The 16,304-nt window shown below is 42.7% G+C and carries 16 protein-coding genes; 5 read left to right on the plus strand and 11 right to left on the minus strand.

The window, feature by feature from the left end; all coding sequences use genetic code 11:
• Positions 1 to 73: 73 nt before the first annotated feature.
• The 3 genes from FC87_RS06095 to FC87_RS06105 all read right to left on the minus strand — a co-directional run bounded on the left by FC87_RS06095 (position 74) and on the right by FC87_RS06105 (position 2,190).
• A complete protein-coding gene (locus FC87_RS06095) occupies positions 74 to 526 on the minus strand; it encodes a hypothetical protein (protein ID WP_054690748.1) in 453 nt (150 codons plus the stop codon).
• Positions 527 to 538: 12 nt separating this feature from the next.
• On the minus strand, positions 539 to 946 hold the full coding sequence (locus FC87_RS06100; RefSeq protein ID WP_054690749.1) for a hypothetical protein: 408 nt from the start codon (positions 944 to 946) through the stop codon (positions 539 to 541).
• A 62-nt stretch (positions 947 to 1,008) separates the two neighbouring features.
• Positions 1,009 to 2,190: an aminotransferase-like domain-containing protein gene (locus tag FC87_RS06105; protein ID WP_056961911.1), complete on the minus strand. Its 1,182-nt coding sequence runs from the start codon at positions 2,188 to 2,190 to the stop codon at positions 1,009 to 1,011.
• Positions 2,191 to 2,420: 230 nt separating this feature from the next.
• On the opposite strand from FC87_RS06105, the gene FC87_RS06110 reads away from it, so the two are divergent.
• Complete coding sequence (locus FC87_RS06110; protein ID WP_009166333.1) at positions 2,421 to 2,861, plus strand: universal stress protein; 441 nt, start codon at positions 2,421 to 2,423, stop codon at positions 2,859 to 2,861.
• A 74-nt stretch (positions 2,862 to 2,935) separates the two neighbouring features.
• Complete coding sequence (locus tag FC87_RS06115) at positions 2,936 to 3,814, plus strand: RluA family pseudouridine synthase (protein ID WP_054690752.1); 879 nt, start codon at positions 2,936 to 2,938, stop codon at positions 3,812 to 3,814.
• A 26-nt stretch (positions 3,815 to 3,840) separates the two neighbouring features.
• Here the strand turns inward: FC87_RS06115 and FC87_RS06120 are convergent, their stop codons facing one another.
• Together FC87_RS06120 and FC87_RS06125 are read right to left on the minus strand one after the other, a co-directional pair.
• Entirely contained in the window at positions 3,841 to 4,620 is a 780-nt protein-coding gene (locus tag FC87_RS06120; protein WP_054690754.1) for an ABC transporter permease, read from the minus strand.
• 1 nt (position 4,621) lies between these two features.
• Positions 4,622 to 5,572 carry an ATP-binding cassette domain-containing protein gene (locus FC87_RS06125; protein ID WP_056961913.1) on the minus strand — a complete coding sequence of 317 codons (951 nt, stop codon included), beginning with the start codon at positions 5,570 to 5,572 and terminating at the stop codon, positions 4,622 to 4,624.
• Positions 5,573 to 5,721: 149 nt separating this feature from the next.
• Between FC87_RS06125 and FC87_RS06130 the strand changes: the two genes are divergently transcribed.
• Complete coding sequence (locus FC87_RS06130; RefSeq protein WP_054690756.1) at positions 5,722 to 6,240, plus strand: MarR family winged helix-turn-helix transcriptional regulator; 519 nt, start codon at positions 5,722 to 5,724, stop codon at positions 6,238 to 6,240.
• 47 nt (positions 6,241 to 6,287) lie between these two features.
• Here the strand turns inward: FC87_RS06130 and FC87_RS06135 are convergent, their stop codons facing one another.
• The 3 genes from FC87_RS06135 to FC87_RS06145 form a co-directional block, all read right to left on the minus strand.
• Positions 6,288 to 8,684 carry a phosphoketolase family protein gene (locus FC87_RS06135; RefSeq protein ID WP_054690758.1) on the minus strand — a complete coding sequence of 799 codons (2,397 nt, stop codon included), beginning with the start codon at positions 8,682 to 8,684 and terminating at the stop codon, positions 6,288 to 6,290.
• A 157-nt stretch (positions 8,685 to 8,841) separates the two neighbouring features.
• A complete protein-coding gene (locus FC87_RS06140) occupies positions 8,842 to 9,567 on the minus strand; it encodes a GntR family transcriptional regulator (protein ID WP_009166339.1) in 726 nt (241 codons plus the stop codon).
• Positions 9,568 to 9,654: 87 nt separating this feature from the next.
• Complete coding sequence (locus FC87_RS06145) at positions 9,655 to 11,238, minus strand: Nramp family divalent metal transporter (RefSeq protein ID WP_056961915.1); 1,584 nt, start codon at positions 11,236 to 11,238, stop codon at positions 9,655 to 9,657.
• Between the two features lie 112 nt (positions 11,239 to 11,350).
• On the opposite strand from FC87_RS06145, the gene FC87_RS06150 reads away from it, so the two are divergent.
• Positions 11,351 to 11,854, plus strand: a complete 504-nt coding sequence (locus tag FC87_RS06150) for a YbaK/EbsC family protein (RefSeq protein WP_056961917.1) — start codon at positions 11,351 to 11,353, stop codon at positions 11,852 to 11,854.
• Between the two features lie 2 nt (positions 11,855 to 11,856).
• On the opposite strand, the gene FC87_RS06155 is transcribed toward FC87_RS06150, so the two are convergent.
• The 3 genes from FC87_RS06155 to FC87_RS06165 form a co-directional block, all read right to left on the minus strand.
• Complete coding sequence (locus FC87_RS06155) at positions 11,857 to 12,453, minus strand: HD domain-containing protein (protein ID WP_054690760.1); 597 nt, start codon at positions 12,451 to 12,453, stop codon at positions 11,857 to 11,859.
• Positions 12,454 to 12,602: 149 nt separating this feature from the next.
• A complete protein-coding gene (locus FC87_RS06160) occupies positions 12,603 to 13,595 on the minus strand; it encodes an AEC family transporter (protein WP_056961919.1) in 993 nt (330 codons plus the stop codon).
• A 37-nt stretch (positions 13,596 to 13,632) separates the two neighbouring features.
• The gene (locus FC87_RS06165; protein ID WP_054690764.1) at positions 13,633 to 15,276 is read right to left on the minus strand and encodes a malolactic enzyme; all 1,644 of its coding nucleotides are present in this window, start codon (positions 15,274 to 15,276) and stop codon (positions 13,633 to 13,635) included.
• 124 nt (positions 15,277 to 15,400) lie between these two features.
• On the opposite strand from FC87_RS06165, the gene FC87_RS06170 reads away from it, so the two are divergent.
• Positions 15,401 to 16,282 carry a LysR family transcriptional regulator gene (locus FC87_RS06170; protein ID WP_225349212.1) on the plus strand — a complete coding sequence of 294 codons (882 nt, stop codon included), beginning with the start codon at positions 15,401 to 15,403 and terminating at the stop codon, positions 16,280 to 16,282.
• Positions 16,283 to 16,304: the final 22 nt, after the last annotated feature.

Consider the following 16,304-nt stretch of genomic DNA (forward strand, 5'->3'; position numbering starts at 1 on the left):
TGGTTCCCAAATAAAAATGTTACTGCGGCTCGTCGCACATCTGCATTGTAGCACACATAGAACTCCAACCCAACTACTCTGCCGCCAAGTTTTGTTGGAGTTGATCGAGCTGACCACTAGCCCACTGCACTAGTTCAGGTAATTTATTAGCAGCTTGAAACCCCTGCGTGGAAGCTAATTCATCAATTCGTAACTGCGATTTGTTAAGCTTAGGTGCCGTAATTATCATATAGACATTCACTGGCACCGTACCTGCGTCAATCATAATTTTATTGATATTATTGATATACTCCAACGGTAAATTAATAATCGAGGTCTGCAGTTTGACTTGGACGTCTGCATCTGTAACTTGCAGTTCGGCACTCGCAATTTGATCGGAATTAATGGCGGTTTCTATGAATTCAGCTAGTGGTCGTAGCGTTGCCTCTAAATCATTCATTAACTGCTCCATCGTCGCTTCAAACTGACGAACAGCATATCGTTGATCAATGACTTCACTAACAAATTCTGGTTCTTCGATTTTCATAGCTATCCTTTTCTATTTACGGTATTTCAAATAACGGGCAACTCGTTCATTGGTCAAAGCGCGCCGAATCTGCCAGGCTAGGCGAAACCAGTAAAAATTGACCAACAGAGCCCCCAGCAACAAGCCACTAACTAGCAGTTTAACGCTGGTAGTTACGTGAGAAGACGCTATGATCCGGTACAATCCATTCAGATAACCCATGGTATACAAACTTTGTACAAGCGCCAACACGGCCAAGCCGACCCGCAAATGAAACCAGATCAACAATAACGGAATGATAAATAACATCCCTGCGATTAAATCAGTTCGGACGAGCTGTTGCTGACCGAGTCCCAACACTGGCAACTGCATCACGTAATTCAGGCCGATAAAAATCCCTAGTGCGATTAACGACCAAACTGTAATCTTAGCGGTCTTCATGACAAGCCCCCTCTTCTGCTACCAATATAGCAAAATTACGACCCGCTTGCCAAGCAACAAAACTATGCTAAAACGGTCTGAATTGCCTTGGCCATGCGCTGAATCCCCGTTCGAATCTGCTCGTCGTCCATGTTCGAAAAGTTGAGTCGAAAAGTTCCTGGTTGAACTTTTCCAGCAAAAAATGCCGATCCAGGGACAAAAGCAACGTTGTTTTTTAGACAAACCTTCAACAATTCGTCCACATCAGTCCCCGGAACTTCAACCCAGATAAACATTCCGCCCTCCGGTTGACTATGGCGAACACTTGCTGGAAAATACTGGTCAATTTGGCTTAACATCAGTTCCGCACGGTGTCGATAAACATCCGTAATCCTTTTAATATGCTGATCCAAATCAACGTTATCAAGAAAATCCGCCACGATATATTGCGTTAAATTATCAGTGTGCAGATCGGCATTTTGTTTCAATTGTACAAATTTTTCCATGAAAGACTGCTCAGCCACTAGCCACCCCATTCGGAGGCCTGGTGCCAAGATTTTTGAAAATGAACTAATAGAAATTACCGTCCCATCTTGGTCATAATGCTTAAGCGGTGGGAGATTCGTCCCAGCATAGCGAATCGCTCCGTAAGGGTCATCTTCCACTAGTGGAACTTGCGCCTGGGTGGCCAATTTCACAATTTGCGCCCGCCGGTCAGCCGTCATCGTCCGTCCGGTTGGATTTTGAAAGTTGGGAATCGTATAAATAAATTTGGTTTCTGGATACATTTCCAGAGCCTGTGCTAGTGCTTCCGGTCGCATCCCAGCTTCATCCATCTCCACCCCCACTAAATGGGCTCCGTAGGTCTTAAAAACGTCGATTGCCGCCAAGTAGGTTGGATCTTCTGTCAAAACAATGTCCCCAGGATTAATCAACATGCGCCCAACTAAATCAATCGCTTGTTGTGAACCTGTGACTACCGCGACATTAGGAACATCTGTCTGAACTCCCCGTTTCTGCATCATATCCACAATTTGCCGACGTAGTTTTGGATATCCCAAGGTTTCCGCATACTGTAAGACCTGCTGCCCATCGTGATCAAAAACACGATCGCAAGCTGCTTTCATCTCAGCAACCGGGAAAAGTTCTGGAGCCGGTAAGCCCCCACCAAAAGAAATGACCTGCGGGTCAGCGGCTGCTTTTAAAATGGCCGCCGTAGGATTATCAGTTCGTTTTGGGACACTTTCAGAATAGCGAAATTTCATTTTTATTCCTCACTCTCAGCTTAGCTATTAACTAGCAACCTTCACAATCATGGCATGAAAACAGCCATTACTCCATTTAAATTGCACCAATTTAACCATGCAAATGAATCGTTGTCAATATTTTTTGGTAAAATTTATAATCAATCCGCTGTTTTCTAACTACAATCATCGTGTCAATTCGGTCAAAAAATGATATAGTTAAGAAAACAAAGATTGATGGGGTGAGCAAAATGACAGAGAACTACAAGCGGATTCTGGCACCCGTCGATGGCGGCGAAGATACGATGCCGGTCTTAAAACGCGCCGTGGCCATTGCCAAACAAAATAATAGTCATTTAGATATTTTAAATGTGATTCAGGTAACCCAGTTTAACCGCAATTATGGTAACGCAGTTTCAGCTGATACCGTTTACCAACTAACTGACCAGACTAAGGAAATGCTGGAAACCCTCAAACAAAATGCCATCAAGGATGGGTTAACCGATGTCTCAATTCACATTCGCTTTGGCAATCCGAAAAAAATTATTGCGCAAGAATTTCCTGACGATCATCAAGACGATTTGACCGTGATGGGTGCAACCGGTTTGACGGCCGTCGAACGACTGGTGGTTGGATCTGTTACCAACTACGTAACTAGAACGACCAAGACCGATGTCATGATTATTAAATAATTGAGGTTAAAAAAGCAGCCGACGCACGTGGTCGACTGTTTTTTTGTTCAAATTTATACTAAGGAGATGTGCTAATGGCTTGGGACTACCAGCTCGATATCGACCGTTACTATCCTAGTGTTCGTACGTATTTAACCGAGCAGCTCAACCTCCCGAAACACTTGGTTTACCTCCTGCGTAGCAACCAGCGTGTGCTCGTAAACCATCAGTATCGTCCAATGAATTTTCCAATAAAGCCTGGAGAAACCGTCAACATTAGCTTTAACCAGACGGACTTCTCCACCTCAGCGTTTCCCATGTTGCCGGATTGGACACGATCACTTGAAGTTCTCTGGGAATCAGATGATCTGATGGTGGTCAACAAACCACGTGGATTGAAAACCCATCCTAACCAGCCTGGTGAACTGGGGACCGTTTTCAATTTAGCGGCAGCCTATCTAGCCCCCAAACGTCCACTGATGGTTCACCGCCTTGATCAGCAGACTAGTGGCGCTCTGATTATTGCGAAGGTTCCACCTGTCATTGCCATTTTAACTAAGATGTTAAAAACCAAGACCTTGCAACGCACGTACTTGGCTTGGGTTCGCGGGATGCTTCCCCACCCACAGGGAACTATCAATCAACCGATTGGAAAAGATCCGTTTGACCAGCGAAAACGTCAAATCAATGGTCAAAACCCCCAACCAGCAATCACCCACTATCAGCTTCTTAAAACTAACGAAAACGCTAGTTTGTTAAAGATTACCTTAGAAACCGGGCGGACGCATCAGATTAGAGTCCATTTTGCCAGTTTAGGGCATCCCATCGTTAACGATCCTCTGTATGACCACTTGGCTACCAGTCGTCAGCCGATGCTCCTCCATTCTTGGCGCATCGCCTTCAAAACTCCTTATTATAACCAAGCTGTTGTTGTCATCAGTCCCCTTCCACCTGAATTTAAACGTTTCTCTTAGTGAACTTTCAAAGGAGCGCGTGCTGCTTAATCTTTTCGGTTATAGACAAACACTGTTAACGGAATAAATAGTAACAAAACCACTATTCCTGCTAGAAGCACCACCCATGCCGAGGTCGACCAGTATCCATGATTCAGCATGGTTCGCGAAGCCGTAATCACATAAGAAACTGGGTTAATTTTTACCAAAAAGCGAACCAGTGGTGGCAGCGTATGAACTGGAACAAAGGCATTTGACAAAAAAATTAAAATTAACATCGTCATTAATGACATGCTTTCAACCATCGTCGCCCTTTTTGCTAACAAGCCATATAGTACGAAAATCCAACTTAGCGTCCATCCTAAAAAGATATCCAACCCTACCACGATAATAACCCACTGAAAACCGGCTGCTGGGCGCCAACCAATCAAATATCCAGTTACAATTGCTGCTGTAGCGGCCAGCAACAACCGTAGACTATCAGCTACTAACTGACCCAAGAGGGGCGCTAACCGTGAAATTGGGAGTGCCTTTATTCGCTGGAAAACGCCTTGCTGGAGATCTTCATTGATTAATGATCCCGAACCGGTGGCTGCCGCCAGTAACGCTTGCATTAAAATTCCTGGGACTAACGTTGGTAAATAATTGTGGACACTCCCAGCAATTGCTCCGCCAAACAAATAACTGAACATCAACATAAACAGCACCGGCTGTACCACAACATCTAATAGTTGATCGGGATTGTGCCAAGTCTTTAAAAGATTCCGATAAGCTAGCGTCCGCGTATTGGCTAGTAAACGCCAGAGATGCTTTCGTAAGTTCTGCACTTTACTTCCCCTCCTTACTAGTTTTGTCGGCCGTCATCGCAAAAAACACATCATCGAGTGAAGCTTGCTTTATTTCCAAATTGGCAATAATAATGCCTTCATTTTTCAACTGATTCAACACGGTAGCAACGTCGTTTACATCGCTTAACGAAGCCATTATCTGCTTACCAGTGCGCTGAACCGGTTCCTTTAAAACTGCTTTAACCAGCCTCCTTGCTGCATTAGCTTGCGTTGGATTAGCAACCGTTAGTAGTAATTTACGTTTGTTAACCTTTCGTTTCAAGGCTGCTGGTGTTCCTAAACTAACTAACTTCCCATGATCAATAATGGCAACCTGTTGTGCAAGTGCATCGGCTTCTTCTAAATACTGGGTCGTTAAGATAATCGTTGCCCCTGCTGCCACAAGCTTTCTAATAGTTTCCCACATTTGTTGGCGGGTTCGTGGGTCAAGCCCGGTCGTAGGCTCGTCTAAGAAAATAATGGCGGGTCGGGTGATTAAGCTAATTGCCAAGTCTAAACGACGGCGCATACCTCCCGAATAAGTTTCGAGCGGTTGATCAGCCACCGCTTCCAATGAAAATTCCTGTAGCAGTTCGACTGCTCGCGTTCGAGCTGCTTGTGTTGATAATCCTAGTAACCGCGCAAAAAACAGCAAATTTTCCCGCGCTGATAAAGCTTCATCGACAGCGGCAGTTTGTCCTGTCAAACCAAATAAGGCACGCACCCGATCTGGTTCCTTTTGGACATCGTATCCACACAATCGAACCGTTCCACTGGTTGGTTTTAATAGGGTCGTCAACATCTTAATGATGGTCGTTTTACCCGCCCCATTTGGTCCTAATAAGGCAAAAATTTCACCACGTTTAATTGTAAACGAGACCTCATTAACAGCAGCATGATCTCCAAATTTTTTAGTTAAATTAACTACTTGCACGGCAGTTTCTGAATTCATTACAACTTCTCCTCTATACAAAATAATCAAGTACCTTGATGATATCATAAGGTACCCTGATTAAATAGTCAAGTAACTTGATTAATTTTCCATCAGTAATTATTTGTTATACTGAAAACATCGTTACCAAATTGGAAGGGGACGTTGCAATGGATAACCTAATTAAAAAACAACAATTAGCAGCTAAACTGTTTGAATTCACTACGTTACAAAACTTGGCCGATGAACAAGCGGAACGCCATTCCCCGGTTTTTAAGGGACAAAACAAAATTTTGGTCGCGCTAAGCGCTGCCGATCACATTTCTCAACGAGAATTAGCGGAACGCCTTGGCATTAGTGGCCAAGCAACCGCAGAATTCGTTGGAAAACTGGTCCACAAAGGAGCAATTACCAAAAGTAAATCACCCACTGATGGTCGAATTCAGTTGATTAGTCTAACTCCAAAGGGACGCAAAGAAGCTGAAAAAAGTTTATTTTATATTCCCGAATATCTAGATTACCTAGATCCACACCAACAAGCGCAGTTAGAAATAATTCTCGATCAACTCAATCATGGTATTCGTGATCATTTGGAACTAAATGGAATTAAACACCTTGGAACCAAATTGTTGTTTAATCAATTAAATCGCAAGACCGATGGATCAAATAGCCACTCTTCCAGACCATAAAAAAAGAGCCCATTAATGGGCTCTTTTTATTACTTACTGGTAAATAACTATTTGTTTAATGGTTTCCATTTCCAGTTAGTTACTTCTGGTAAATCAGTGCCTTCAGTTCGGATATAGTGATTGTGTTTAGCAACCCAATCTTCCATCTCCTGAACAAAATCAGCATTTTGTTCTGCCATTCCAGGAACAGCTTGAACAACTTCCTTAGCAAGATCAAAACGATCTAACTGGTTCAAGACCCGCATGTCAAATGGTGTTGTGATATCACCATTCTCACGGTAACCATGAATATGAACATTCTTGTTGTCACGGTCAAAGAAAATTGTCCGAATGATATCTTCAAAACCATGGAAAGCAAAGACAACTGGCTTATCAGTGGTGAAGAGATCGTTAAATTCTTTGTCGCTCAAACCGCGAGGGTCTTGTTTTGGACTCCGCAATTTCAGTAAGTCAACAACGTTAATGTAACGAATCTTCAGTTCTGGGAAGCGATCGTGTAGTAGATTGATGGCTGCTAATGTTTCCATCGTTGGTTCTACTCCAGCAGATGCCATTACGATGTCTGGTTCAGTTCCCTGATCAGTCGAAGCCCAGTCAATGTAACCAAGTCCCTTGTTAACTAATTGGTCAGCTTCATCAATGTTGAACCATTGTGGACGAGGGTGCTTCGAAGTTGTAATTAAGTTGATCTTTTCGTAGTCTGCAAATGCTACATTAGCAGTTGCTAATAATGTATTAGCATCAGCTGGGAAGTATTCACGGATAAACTCTGGTTTCTTTTCAGCCAAATGGTTAATCATCCCAGGATCTTGGTGAGTATAACCATTGTGGTCTTGCTGGAATACCGTTGAAGAATCAATGAAGTTTAATGATGGGTATTGTTTTCTCCAGCCCATTTCAGAAGCCTTACGCAACCATTTGAAGTGTTGTGTCAACATTGAGTCAACTACCCGTCCAAATGATTCATAAGTTGCAAAGAAACCGTGCCGTCCAGTCAGAACGTAACCTTCTAACCAACCTTCATCATCATGTTCTGATAACTGAGAATCGATTACTCGACCTTCGTGAGCCATGTACTCATCGTATGGCGTGTCAATGTCACGTGACCACTGACGGTTAGTCGTATCAAAGATATGCCAAATTCGGTTTGACCAAGTTTCGTCAGGTCCAAAGGCGCGGAAAGTAGTTGGGTTCTTCTTCATTGTGTCACGAACCCATTCTGACCAAACTACCATATCTTCAGCATCCGTAGCCCCAGGAGTCTTGATTTCAACCGCATAATCACGAAAATCAGGTAAGTCCAATGGTTTAGGATCAAGCCCACCATTTGTGATTGGGTTAACAGACATCCGCCGGTCACCCTTTGGTGCTAATGCTTTGATTTCTTCTTTGATGGTGCCGTCTTCGTTAAAGGAGTCCGCTGGTTTATAGCTTTCCATCCATTTAACAAATTCGTCGGCAGTTTCCATGTTGTCAGCACTCAAAGGAAGTGGAACTTGGTGCGCACGGAATGAACCCTCAATTGGAAGACCCTTAGCGTTTTCTTGTGGACCAGTCCAACCTTTTGGTGAACGGAAGATAATCATTGGCCAAACTGGACGTTTGGCTGTTTCAGCTGTTTCAGTTTCACGTGCTTTCTTTTGAATAGCTTGAATGTCTTCCACAGCAGCATCCATTGCTTTTGCCAAATTAACATTGGTTTCGTCAATGTTTTCACCATGAGGCAAGTTTGTTTCAACAAAGTAAGGCTTCCAGCCAAGTCCTTCGAAGTATTTTTGTAAATCTTCGTCAGAAGTCCGGTTAAAGATGGTTGGGTTAGCAATCTTAAATCCGTTTAAGTTAATGATCGGTAGTACCGCACCATCAGTAACCGGATTAATAAAGCTACTAGAGAACCATGAACCAGCCAATGGACCCGTTTCAGCTTCCCCGTCACCAATCTCAACTGCAGCAATTACTTCAGGGTTGTCAAAGATGGCACCAACCCCATGAGATAGTGAGTAACCTAGTTCTCCACCTTCGTGAATTGAACCGGGTGTCTCAGGAGCAGCATGAGAAGCAATCCCACCTGGGAATGAGAATTGTTTGAATAATTTCGACATTCCCGCTTCGTCAGCAGTAATCTCTGGGTAGATATCAGAATAACTGCCATCAATGTAAGAATTAGAAACCATAACCTGGCCACCGTGACCAGAACCCTCAATGTAGAACATGTTCAGGTCATATTTGTTAATAACCCGGTTCAAATGAGTGTAGATAAAGTTTTGAGAAGCAATCGTTCCCCAGTGTCCGATCGGTTTTACCTTAACGTCTGCAGCCGTTAAAGGTTCTTTCAGCATTGGGTTAGACCGTAAGAATAACTGTCCAACTGACAAGTAGTTCGCTGTGTTCCAATATTGCGTCATTTTGTCAAAATATGCTTTTGAATCATAGTCTACTGACATGCAATAACACTCCTTTGTAATAATAACCAAATGGTTGTTTTTCCCTTGAGAATGAGTTCGAAAGCGAACTCAACTACACAACTATCTTACCAATTTCTGTTAAAAAGTCAAACCATAACACAATTGGTACGTATCAATTGAGAAAGCCCGCCACAATTTATTCTGCTACATCCACAAAGGTGTTGTAGCTAAAATAATGGTAGTGAATCCGCAACTGCGAGAATTCAAACGGGGTTCCATTGTCAAGAAAGAAGATTCCTTCCATGATGCCAACCGGTTCCGTCGGTTCCAAATGCAATAGTTCCTGATCAGTTGCAACGGATGGCTGTACTTTGAGGGTCATTAATGCCTTGGTTCCAGTGTGATGAAGTTCCTTTGCAAAATAATCAAACAAAGAGCCAGTGACAATTTGTCGGGTAAGCGCCGGCGCTAATTTGATTGGGATGTAACTCGTCTCAATGATAATTGCTCGTTCATCAATCAACCGTAACCGCCGAATTTGATAGACGAAATCTTCGCTAGTCACAAACAACTCTTCTTGAATTTCAGGCGGAGCAGCAATTACCGCAAAGTCCAAAACCTTGATTTGTGGCTCATATCCCTCAATCTTTAGATTGTTGGTAATCCCTAAATTCGACCCTTCATACCGAAAAATCGATTTATTTTTCAAGTACAGTGGATTCACGAATGTCCCAGAACCTCGTTTTTTAAAAATAACTCCCTGCTGTGCCAAAACATTCAAAGCTCGTTTGATGGAACTACGACTAACTTGATATTCCGTGCTTAGACTACGTTCATCCGGCAACCGATTATGCGGAAATTGATTAGTTTTAATTCGTTGCTGCAGGCTTTGTAATACTTGTTTATATACTAGATCAGCCACAAGATGCTCCTTTACGACTTAGATTATCTCAAGTATAGCAGAAACAAAAAAGGATTCCCGCTGTGGCGAGAACCCTAGGGTTACCAGTTAATCTTTTGTTGCTTGGTCATCCAATTGATGTTGTTCTTTCAAGCGTTTGTTAGCACGATAAAGATCATATAATACCCACCCTAGCAGAGCTAATACGGCAATAATGATCACATATGCAATCAGATTTGCTTCAAAGGTCTGTTGTGCATTAGGATTGTCGCTAAAGAAGCCGGCAATTGCATCTGGCATGTTATACATGTTTAAGAATGTTAAGGCTAAAACGGAAGCCCAACCAGCAACTTTAACCCAGATCGCATTGGTAAAGCGTTTCCCATTCATTTCCAAAGCACTGTCAGTAAACATCAAGAGTGGCAACATTGAAAATGGTAACGCAAAGGCTAGAAACACCTGTGAATTATTCATCAAATCATTTAGCGCTTCATGCTGCTTAACTGCCGAACCACCGCTAGTCATCATTACACAAATGACCACCGGAACGATCGAAATCAATCGGGTAACTAGCCGCCGAGCCCAGAGTGGCATCCGCATATGAATGAATCCTTCCATAATGACTTGACCCGTTAACGTTCCAGTAATCGTAGAGTTTTGTCCAGAAGCTAATAAAGCTACCGCAAATAGGGTTGAAAGGACTCCAGTTTTTGCAACACTTGCCAAAATCCCATTACTCATAAAGGAGGGATCCTTGAGTGCCTGATATAAACCGAAGAACGATGGATCTTGCACGGAACCAGATTTGAAAACTGCCACTCCCATAATTAATAAGAGGGCATTTACAAAGAAGGCCATGGTTAACTGAATGTTGGAATCCATCGTTGAGAACCGCACCGTGCGGGCAATGTCTTCTTCGTCGTTATGATCAACTTTTCGAGTTTGAGAAATTGCCGAGTGCAGATACAAGTTATGAGGCATGACAGTCGCCCCAATAATCCCTAAAGCCCCACTCAATGGCGTCGTCCCGTTAACAACGGGGGTCTCTTTGACCGCAGCAATGCTTGGAACCGTTCCTTTCAATACCCCCAGCCAATCAGGATTTGAAAGTGCTACTTCATAAGCAAATACAAAGAAAATAACTAAAATCAAAGCAACCACGACGGCCTCGATCTTTCGAAACCCAATCGAAGTCAGTAATAGTAATACCAACACGTCCAAAACAGTAATCAAGACCGCTACTAAAATCGGAATCCCAAACAACAGGTATAGCGCAATTGCGCCTCCGATTACTTCTGCAATATCGGTCGCCATAATCGCTAACTCGGTCGTAATCCAGAGTACTACACCCAACGTCTTGCTGGTTCGAGCTCGAATCACTTGCGCCAAGTCCATTTGCGTCACGATCCCAAGTTTAGCTGCCATGTATTGAAGTAACATCGCAATCAAACTTGAAATCAAGATAATAGACATCAGCAAGTATTGAAAATTTTGACCCCCGGTAATTGACGTTGACCAATTCCCTGGATCCATGTATCCCACTGCCACTAGCGCTCCTGGTCCAGAATACATAAATAACGTTTTCCAAAAACCCAAATTCTTTGGAACTTCAACGGTACCATTAATCTCTTGTAATGATTTCCCGTTTGCATACTGAATAAAATGAGTTTTTTCTTTTTTTCCTTCTGCCATACACAAGCCATCTCCTTCTAATTAGTCAAATTAATTGTAAATGATAGTTGCACGAAAGTCATTAAATTTTTCAAAAGAATTGCTATAATACAAAGTAAATGAGGTGAATTTTATGACAAAAAAGAACCATGGAAAGCTCCATAAGACCCTTGTAGAGCAGGTTTTAGATCAACACAAAATAAAATACCAGCAAATTGAATTTGCAACCCATCAAGTCGGCGATGTTTTTGAACTTGACGCCCACCAACAATCCTACCAACGCCATCAAATCTATAAAACATTGGCCGCTATTACTAAGGATCATGAGCCAATTATTGGCGTGGTTCCCCTCGACTGCCGTCTCAGCTTAAAAAAGCTCGCCCGCGCCGCCGACAAGAAAAAGGTTCAGATGATTCCATTAAAAGATTTGGCTGCCATCACGACCTTTGAACATGGTGCCAACACTCCTGTTGGCATTTATGAGAAAAAAGGTTATCCCATCTACTTTGATTGCAGTGCCCAACAGCAAGGAGAAATCATCATTTCTTCCGGCCAAATCGGTCGTTCGGTGCTAGTCAATGCTGAAGCGGTTGCCAAGCTAGTGCACGCGTCGTTTGCAGACCTCATTGAAGCTTAAATCTAAGTTTGCCCCGACCACTCCGCTTTGAATTCTTGCACAAATGTTTCCATCAAACTTTTTCGCCGCTTAGCAAGTTGCTGGGCGGTTTTTGTATTCATTTGATCTGCTACTAAGAATAATTTTTCATAAAAGTGATTCAAAGTGGTCGTATTGTTGCGATATTCTGCTTTGGTCAGCTGTCGGCGCGGAGGTAGTTTGGGATCATACATGGCAGCTCCATGAACAGCTCCATACGCAAACGTTCGCGCCACCCCAATGGCACCAATCGAATCTAGTCGATCCGCATCTTGTACTACTTGTCCCGTTTTTGAGAGCTGGTGATGCTGCTCAAGGCTATCTGCAAACGATAAATGGTCAATAATTTCCAATACTTGTTTGATTTCCTCGGGGTGGTAACCAAAATCTTGGAGACAATTAATAACTTCCTGGCGCTTTTCAGCACGGTGATCACAAAGTTTTTCGTCAAAAACATCGTGCAAATAAGCCGCGGTCAGTGCAACTTCACCGTTAGCAGGTTCACTAGCCAACAATTTCCCGGTCATATTAACAACCCGCTCAATATGATCAAAGCCATGTCCGGAATGATCAAATGCCATTTCCTGAGCTGCATACTGGCGAACTTTTTGTAATTTTTCGTTGATAAATTCCAGCTCCTTTCAGACGATTCACAACTATTATTATAACGATTAAACGCTACAGGTATATCAAAAAGACCTCCACAATGTGAAGGTCTTGATAATAATGCTTATAGAAAAGCTAAAATTTCCATTAAGATTGGAACCACAATTACAAAGAGCACTGTACTAGTTACCACTAAGTTCGTTGCGTAATCTACATCACCATGCGACTGACCAACTAAAATAGGTAAAACGGCCAATCCTGGTGCAGCAGCTTGAATCACAAACGTATTTAATTCCGGAGTTGGTACAGTACCAACAGTATGTTTAGCTGTCAGCAACACCACAATCATAATAGCAGGTGCAATCACAAACCGCCCCGCTAATGCCAGCACTGAATCACGGTCAAAATGGATTGATTGTAACCCAGCATCAGCTAAAATAATCCCAATGTAGATCAAGGAGAGGGGAGTTACCAAACCGCCAACCATGGTGAAAGTGTTCCCAAGCATTGGAAAGGCTGCGGGTTGCACGATAAACGTAATTGGTAGCCCTAAAACCAACCAAACCAACGCCACTATAAAGCCAATCAAAGGAGCAGGCAATAACTTTTTCCAGTTAAACTTTGCTCCACTTGCTGAAATTTTATCTTTAGTTGGATCATCGGCAGAGATAAAGAAGATCCCGACTGCCCAAGTAGAGATGGTATTAATCAAGTAGTACAACAAGAAATAAGGCAAACCTTGGTCACCAAATAACGCAATGTTAAGTGGCATCCCGATGAAGATTGTATTGGCATTGACGAACATGTTAATGAACGTTCCGCGCCGTCCCTTGCGGATTTTAAAAATTTTCACAAAGATTAACGCAACCACATAACCCAATACAAAGCTAATAAAGACGTAGAACAAACCGCTCGACAGGCTCAATAATTTATCCCGGTTCAAGTGACTGACCACTGACATAAAAATCGATACTGGCAGCGCAATATTCATAATAATAAACGAAATACTACCCTTAAATTTGTCGTCTAATTTGCCCGATTTTCGCAACCAATACCCAAGTGCGATGACAAGAACAATCTCACCGACACTTGATAAAGACGTTAAAAAAGCTGTCATCATCAAACTCCTTTCATAACTATTTCCAAAGCAATGCTTAGTTCAGTTCACGATAAACGGGGTACCATTTTTCAGCTTCTACCGCTGCTTTCACATCACTAATCTGCTCTCTAGTAACCCCTTGATCAACTGCACTTTGCGCCACAGCATTAGCAACTGTTTGGGAGAATTCAGTCAACTGCTCAACTGGGGGCAAGATGGCAGCTCCTGGCTTAGAAGAATCAACAATTCCTCCTAAAGAGTGCGCAGCTGCACTAATCATTTCATCATTCAAAGTCGTAGCAGTTGCGGCAATCGCACCTAAACCGATCCCAGGATAAACCAACGCATTGTTAGCTTGTCCAATTTCGTAGGTAACTCCATCATGTTCCACGGGAGCACTTGGAACACCAGTTGCCACCAACGCCCGACCATTTGTCCATTTAATCAAATCGGCTGCCGTTGCTTCAGCAAGCTTAGTTGGGTTTGAAATTGGTAAAATAATTGGACGGTTCGTGTGCGCTGCCATTTCCGTAACAACTTCCTGTGTGAAGGCACCATGAACAGTTGAAGTTCCCACCATAATGGTTGGATGAACCGCTTGTACAACCGAGAGTAAATCCGTTAATTCATCGGCATTATCAAATTCGGAACGACTTCTAGCAAATTCCTGTTGTCCCGGTGTCAAATCTGGCATGTCATCAAACAGGAGTCCTTGTTTGTCGACCATGTAGAAGTGCTTTTTAGCCTCTGCTTCGCTCAAGCCTGCTTGAACCATTTCTTCAGCAACTCGCTGCGCAATTCCGACCCCGGCAGTACCAGCACCAAAGCATAGATATTTCTGATCCGTCATTGACTCACCAGAAATGTTCAATGCCCCGAGTACCCCAGCTAAAACGATAATTCCAGTTCCTTGAATGTCATCATTAAAGACCAAGAATTTATCCTGATATTTTTCCAGAATCTTAGCAGCATTAGCTCGACCAAAATCTTCAAAGTGTAAATAAAGATTAGGGAAAAGTGATTCTGCTTCCTGAACAAAGTTATCCACAAATTCATAGTAATTATCAGAATAATCCCGATCTTGATCAAGACCAACGTACAAAGGATCATCCTTTAATGATGCACGAGTAGTCCCTGCATCTAAGACCACTGGTAAAATTTCTGACGGGTCAATCCCCGCAGCAGCTGTATAAACCATCAGCTTACCAACCGGAATATCAATTCCCTGAGTTCCCCAATCACCAATGCCAAGAATTCCTTCACCATCAGTCACAACTAACAATTTAACGTTGCGACCTTCAGCAGCATTGATTAAACTTTCCCGAATCGTTGCGCGACTGTGATCATTGATTGATAAATAGGCCGCATTTTGGGGATTAACGTATAAGCGACTGTAGTTTTCAATTGAATCCGCAATCGTTGGATCATACACAATCGGCATGAATTCACTGACATGTTTTGCAAACGTAGCGTAAAACAAAACCCGATTTTCATTAAAAACTGACATTAGATACATACGTTTTTCTAAATCTGTACTCATTTCCTGGTACTGAGCATAAACGCGATCAGTTTGCTGATCCAAGGTTTGAATTCGAGGTGGCAACATTCCTTCAAGGTGTAAATCTTTCCTTTCAGTAGCACTAAAGGCCGTTCCTTTATTTAAAAAGGGATTGTTGACGATTTCTTGACTTCTAGTCATAGTTCTCGCTCCTCTAAATTTATATGGTATTATTCTAAACAAGAGTCATATTAGTCCATCTATAAAAAGATAGTCAAACGTTAAATTTGAATAAATTTCATTAATATGAGGTGTTAAAATCAAACTGCAAGATTTACTCTACTTCAATAAATTAGCTGAATTGCATAGTTACACCAAAGTTGCAGCTTACTATCAGGTCAGCCAGCCTACCATTTCCTTAGCTGTGCAACGACTGGAAAACGAACTGCACATCGAATTAGTCCAGCGTAACCAAGCACACCACCAGATTGAGATTACACCGGCGGGAAAACAACTCGCCCAGCACGCCCAAATCATTAGCAATGAAGTAACTGCGATTGAACAGTCGCTGGTGCCACAGAAACAGCAGCCCATTAACTTTGGGCTACCTCCAATCATCGGGAACTATTATTTCCCGAGTTTAGCGGCGCAACTTGGAGAAACCGGCATCCTAGATGACTTATCCAATCTAGAAGCGGGCTCAAAAAAATTGTTGCATCAATTGATTGACGGCACGGTTGATATTGCCCTGCTTGGATCAGCAGCACCGTTTCACAACCAGAACCTAACTACGACGGTCTTGACCCAAAACCAATTTAAAATCATCACCGCCAAGGAGCACCCGTTGGCTCAGCATCCAACCGTGCGCATGCGTGATTTGGATCAGGCCGACTTCATTGGCTTTAATGACGACTTTATCCATGCAGAAACCTTTCAAAAACTATGTCGCCTGCATGGAGTCCGAGTTAATACTCGCTATCGAACCCAAGACGTCGAACTAATCAAACAACTAGTGGCTCAAAACGTCGGAATCTCATTTTTAACGGAAACGGCAATCACCCCCAAGGATCAAGTTCAGACGCTTAACATTGCTGATGATGACGTCCCTAATTTTTTTGTGTCACTAGCCCGTCGCACCAAACATCCACTCTCAGAAGAAGAACAACGATTAATGCAAGTTCTACAAACAGCAATTAAGGCAAAATAAAACACCGAAAAGTTACTTTTCG

The organism is Fructilactobacillus florum DSM 22689 = JCM 16035, assembly GCF_001436645.1.
Lineage (GTDB): Bacteria > Bacillota > Bacilli > Lactobacillales > Lactobacillaceae > Fructilactobacillus > Fructilactobacillus florum.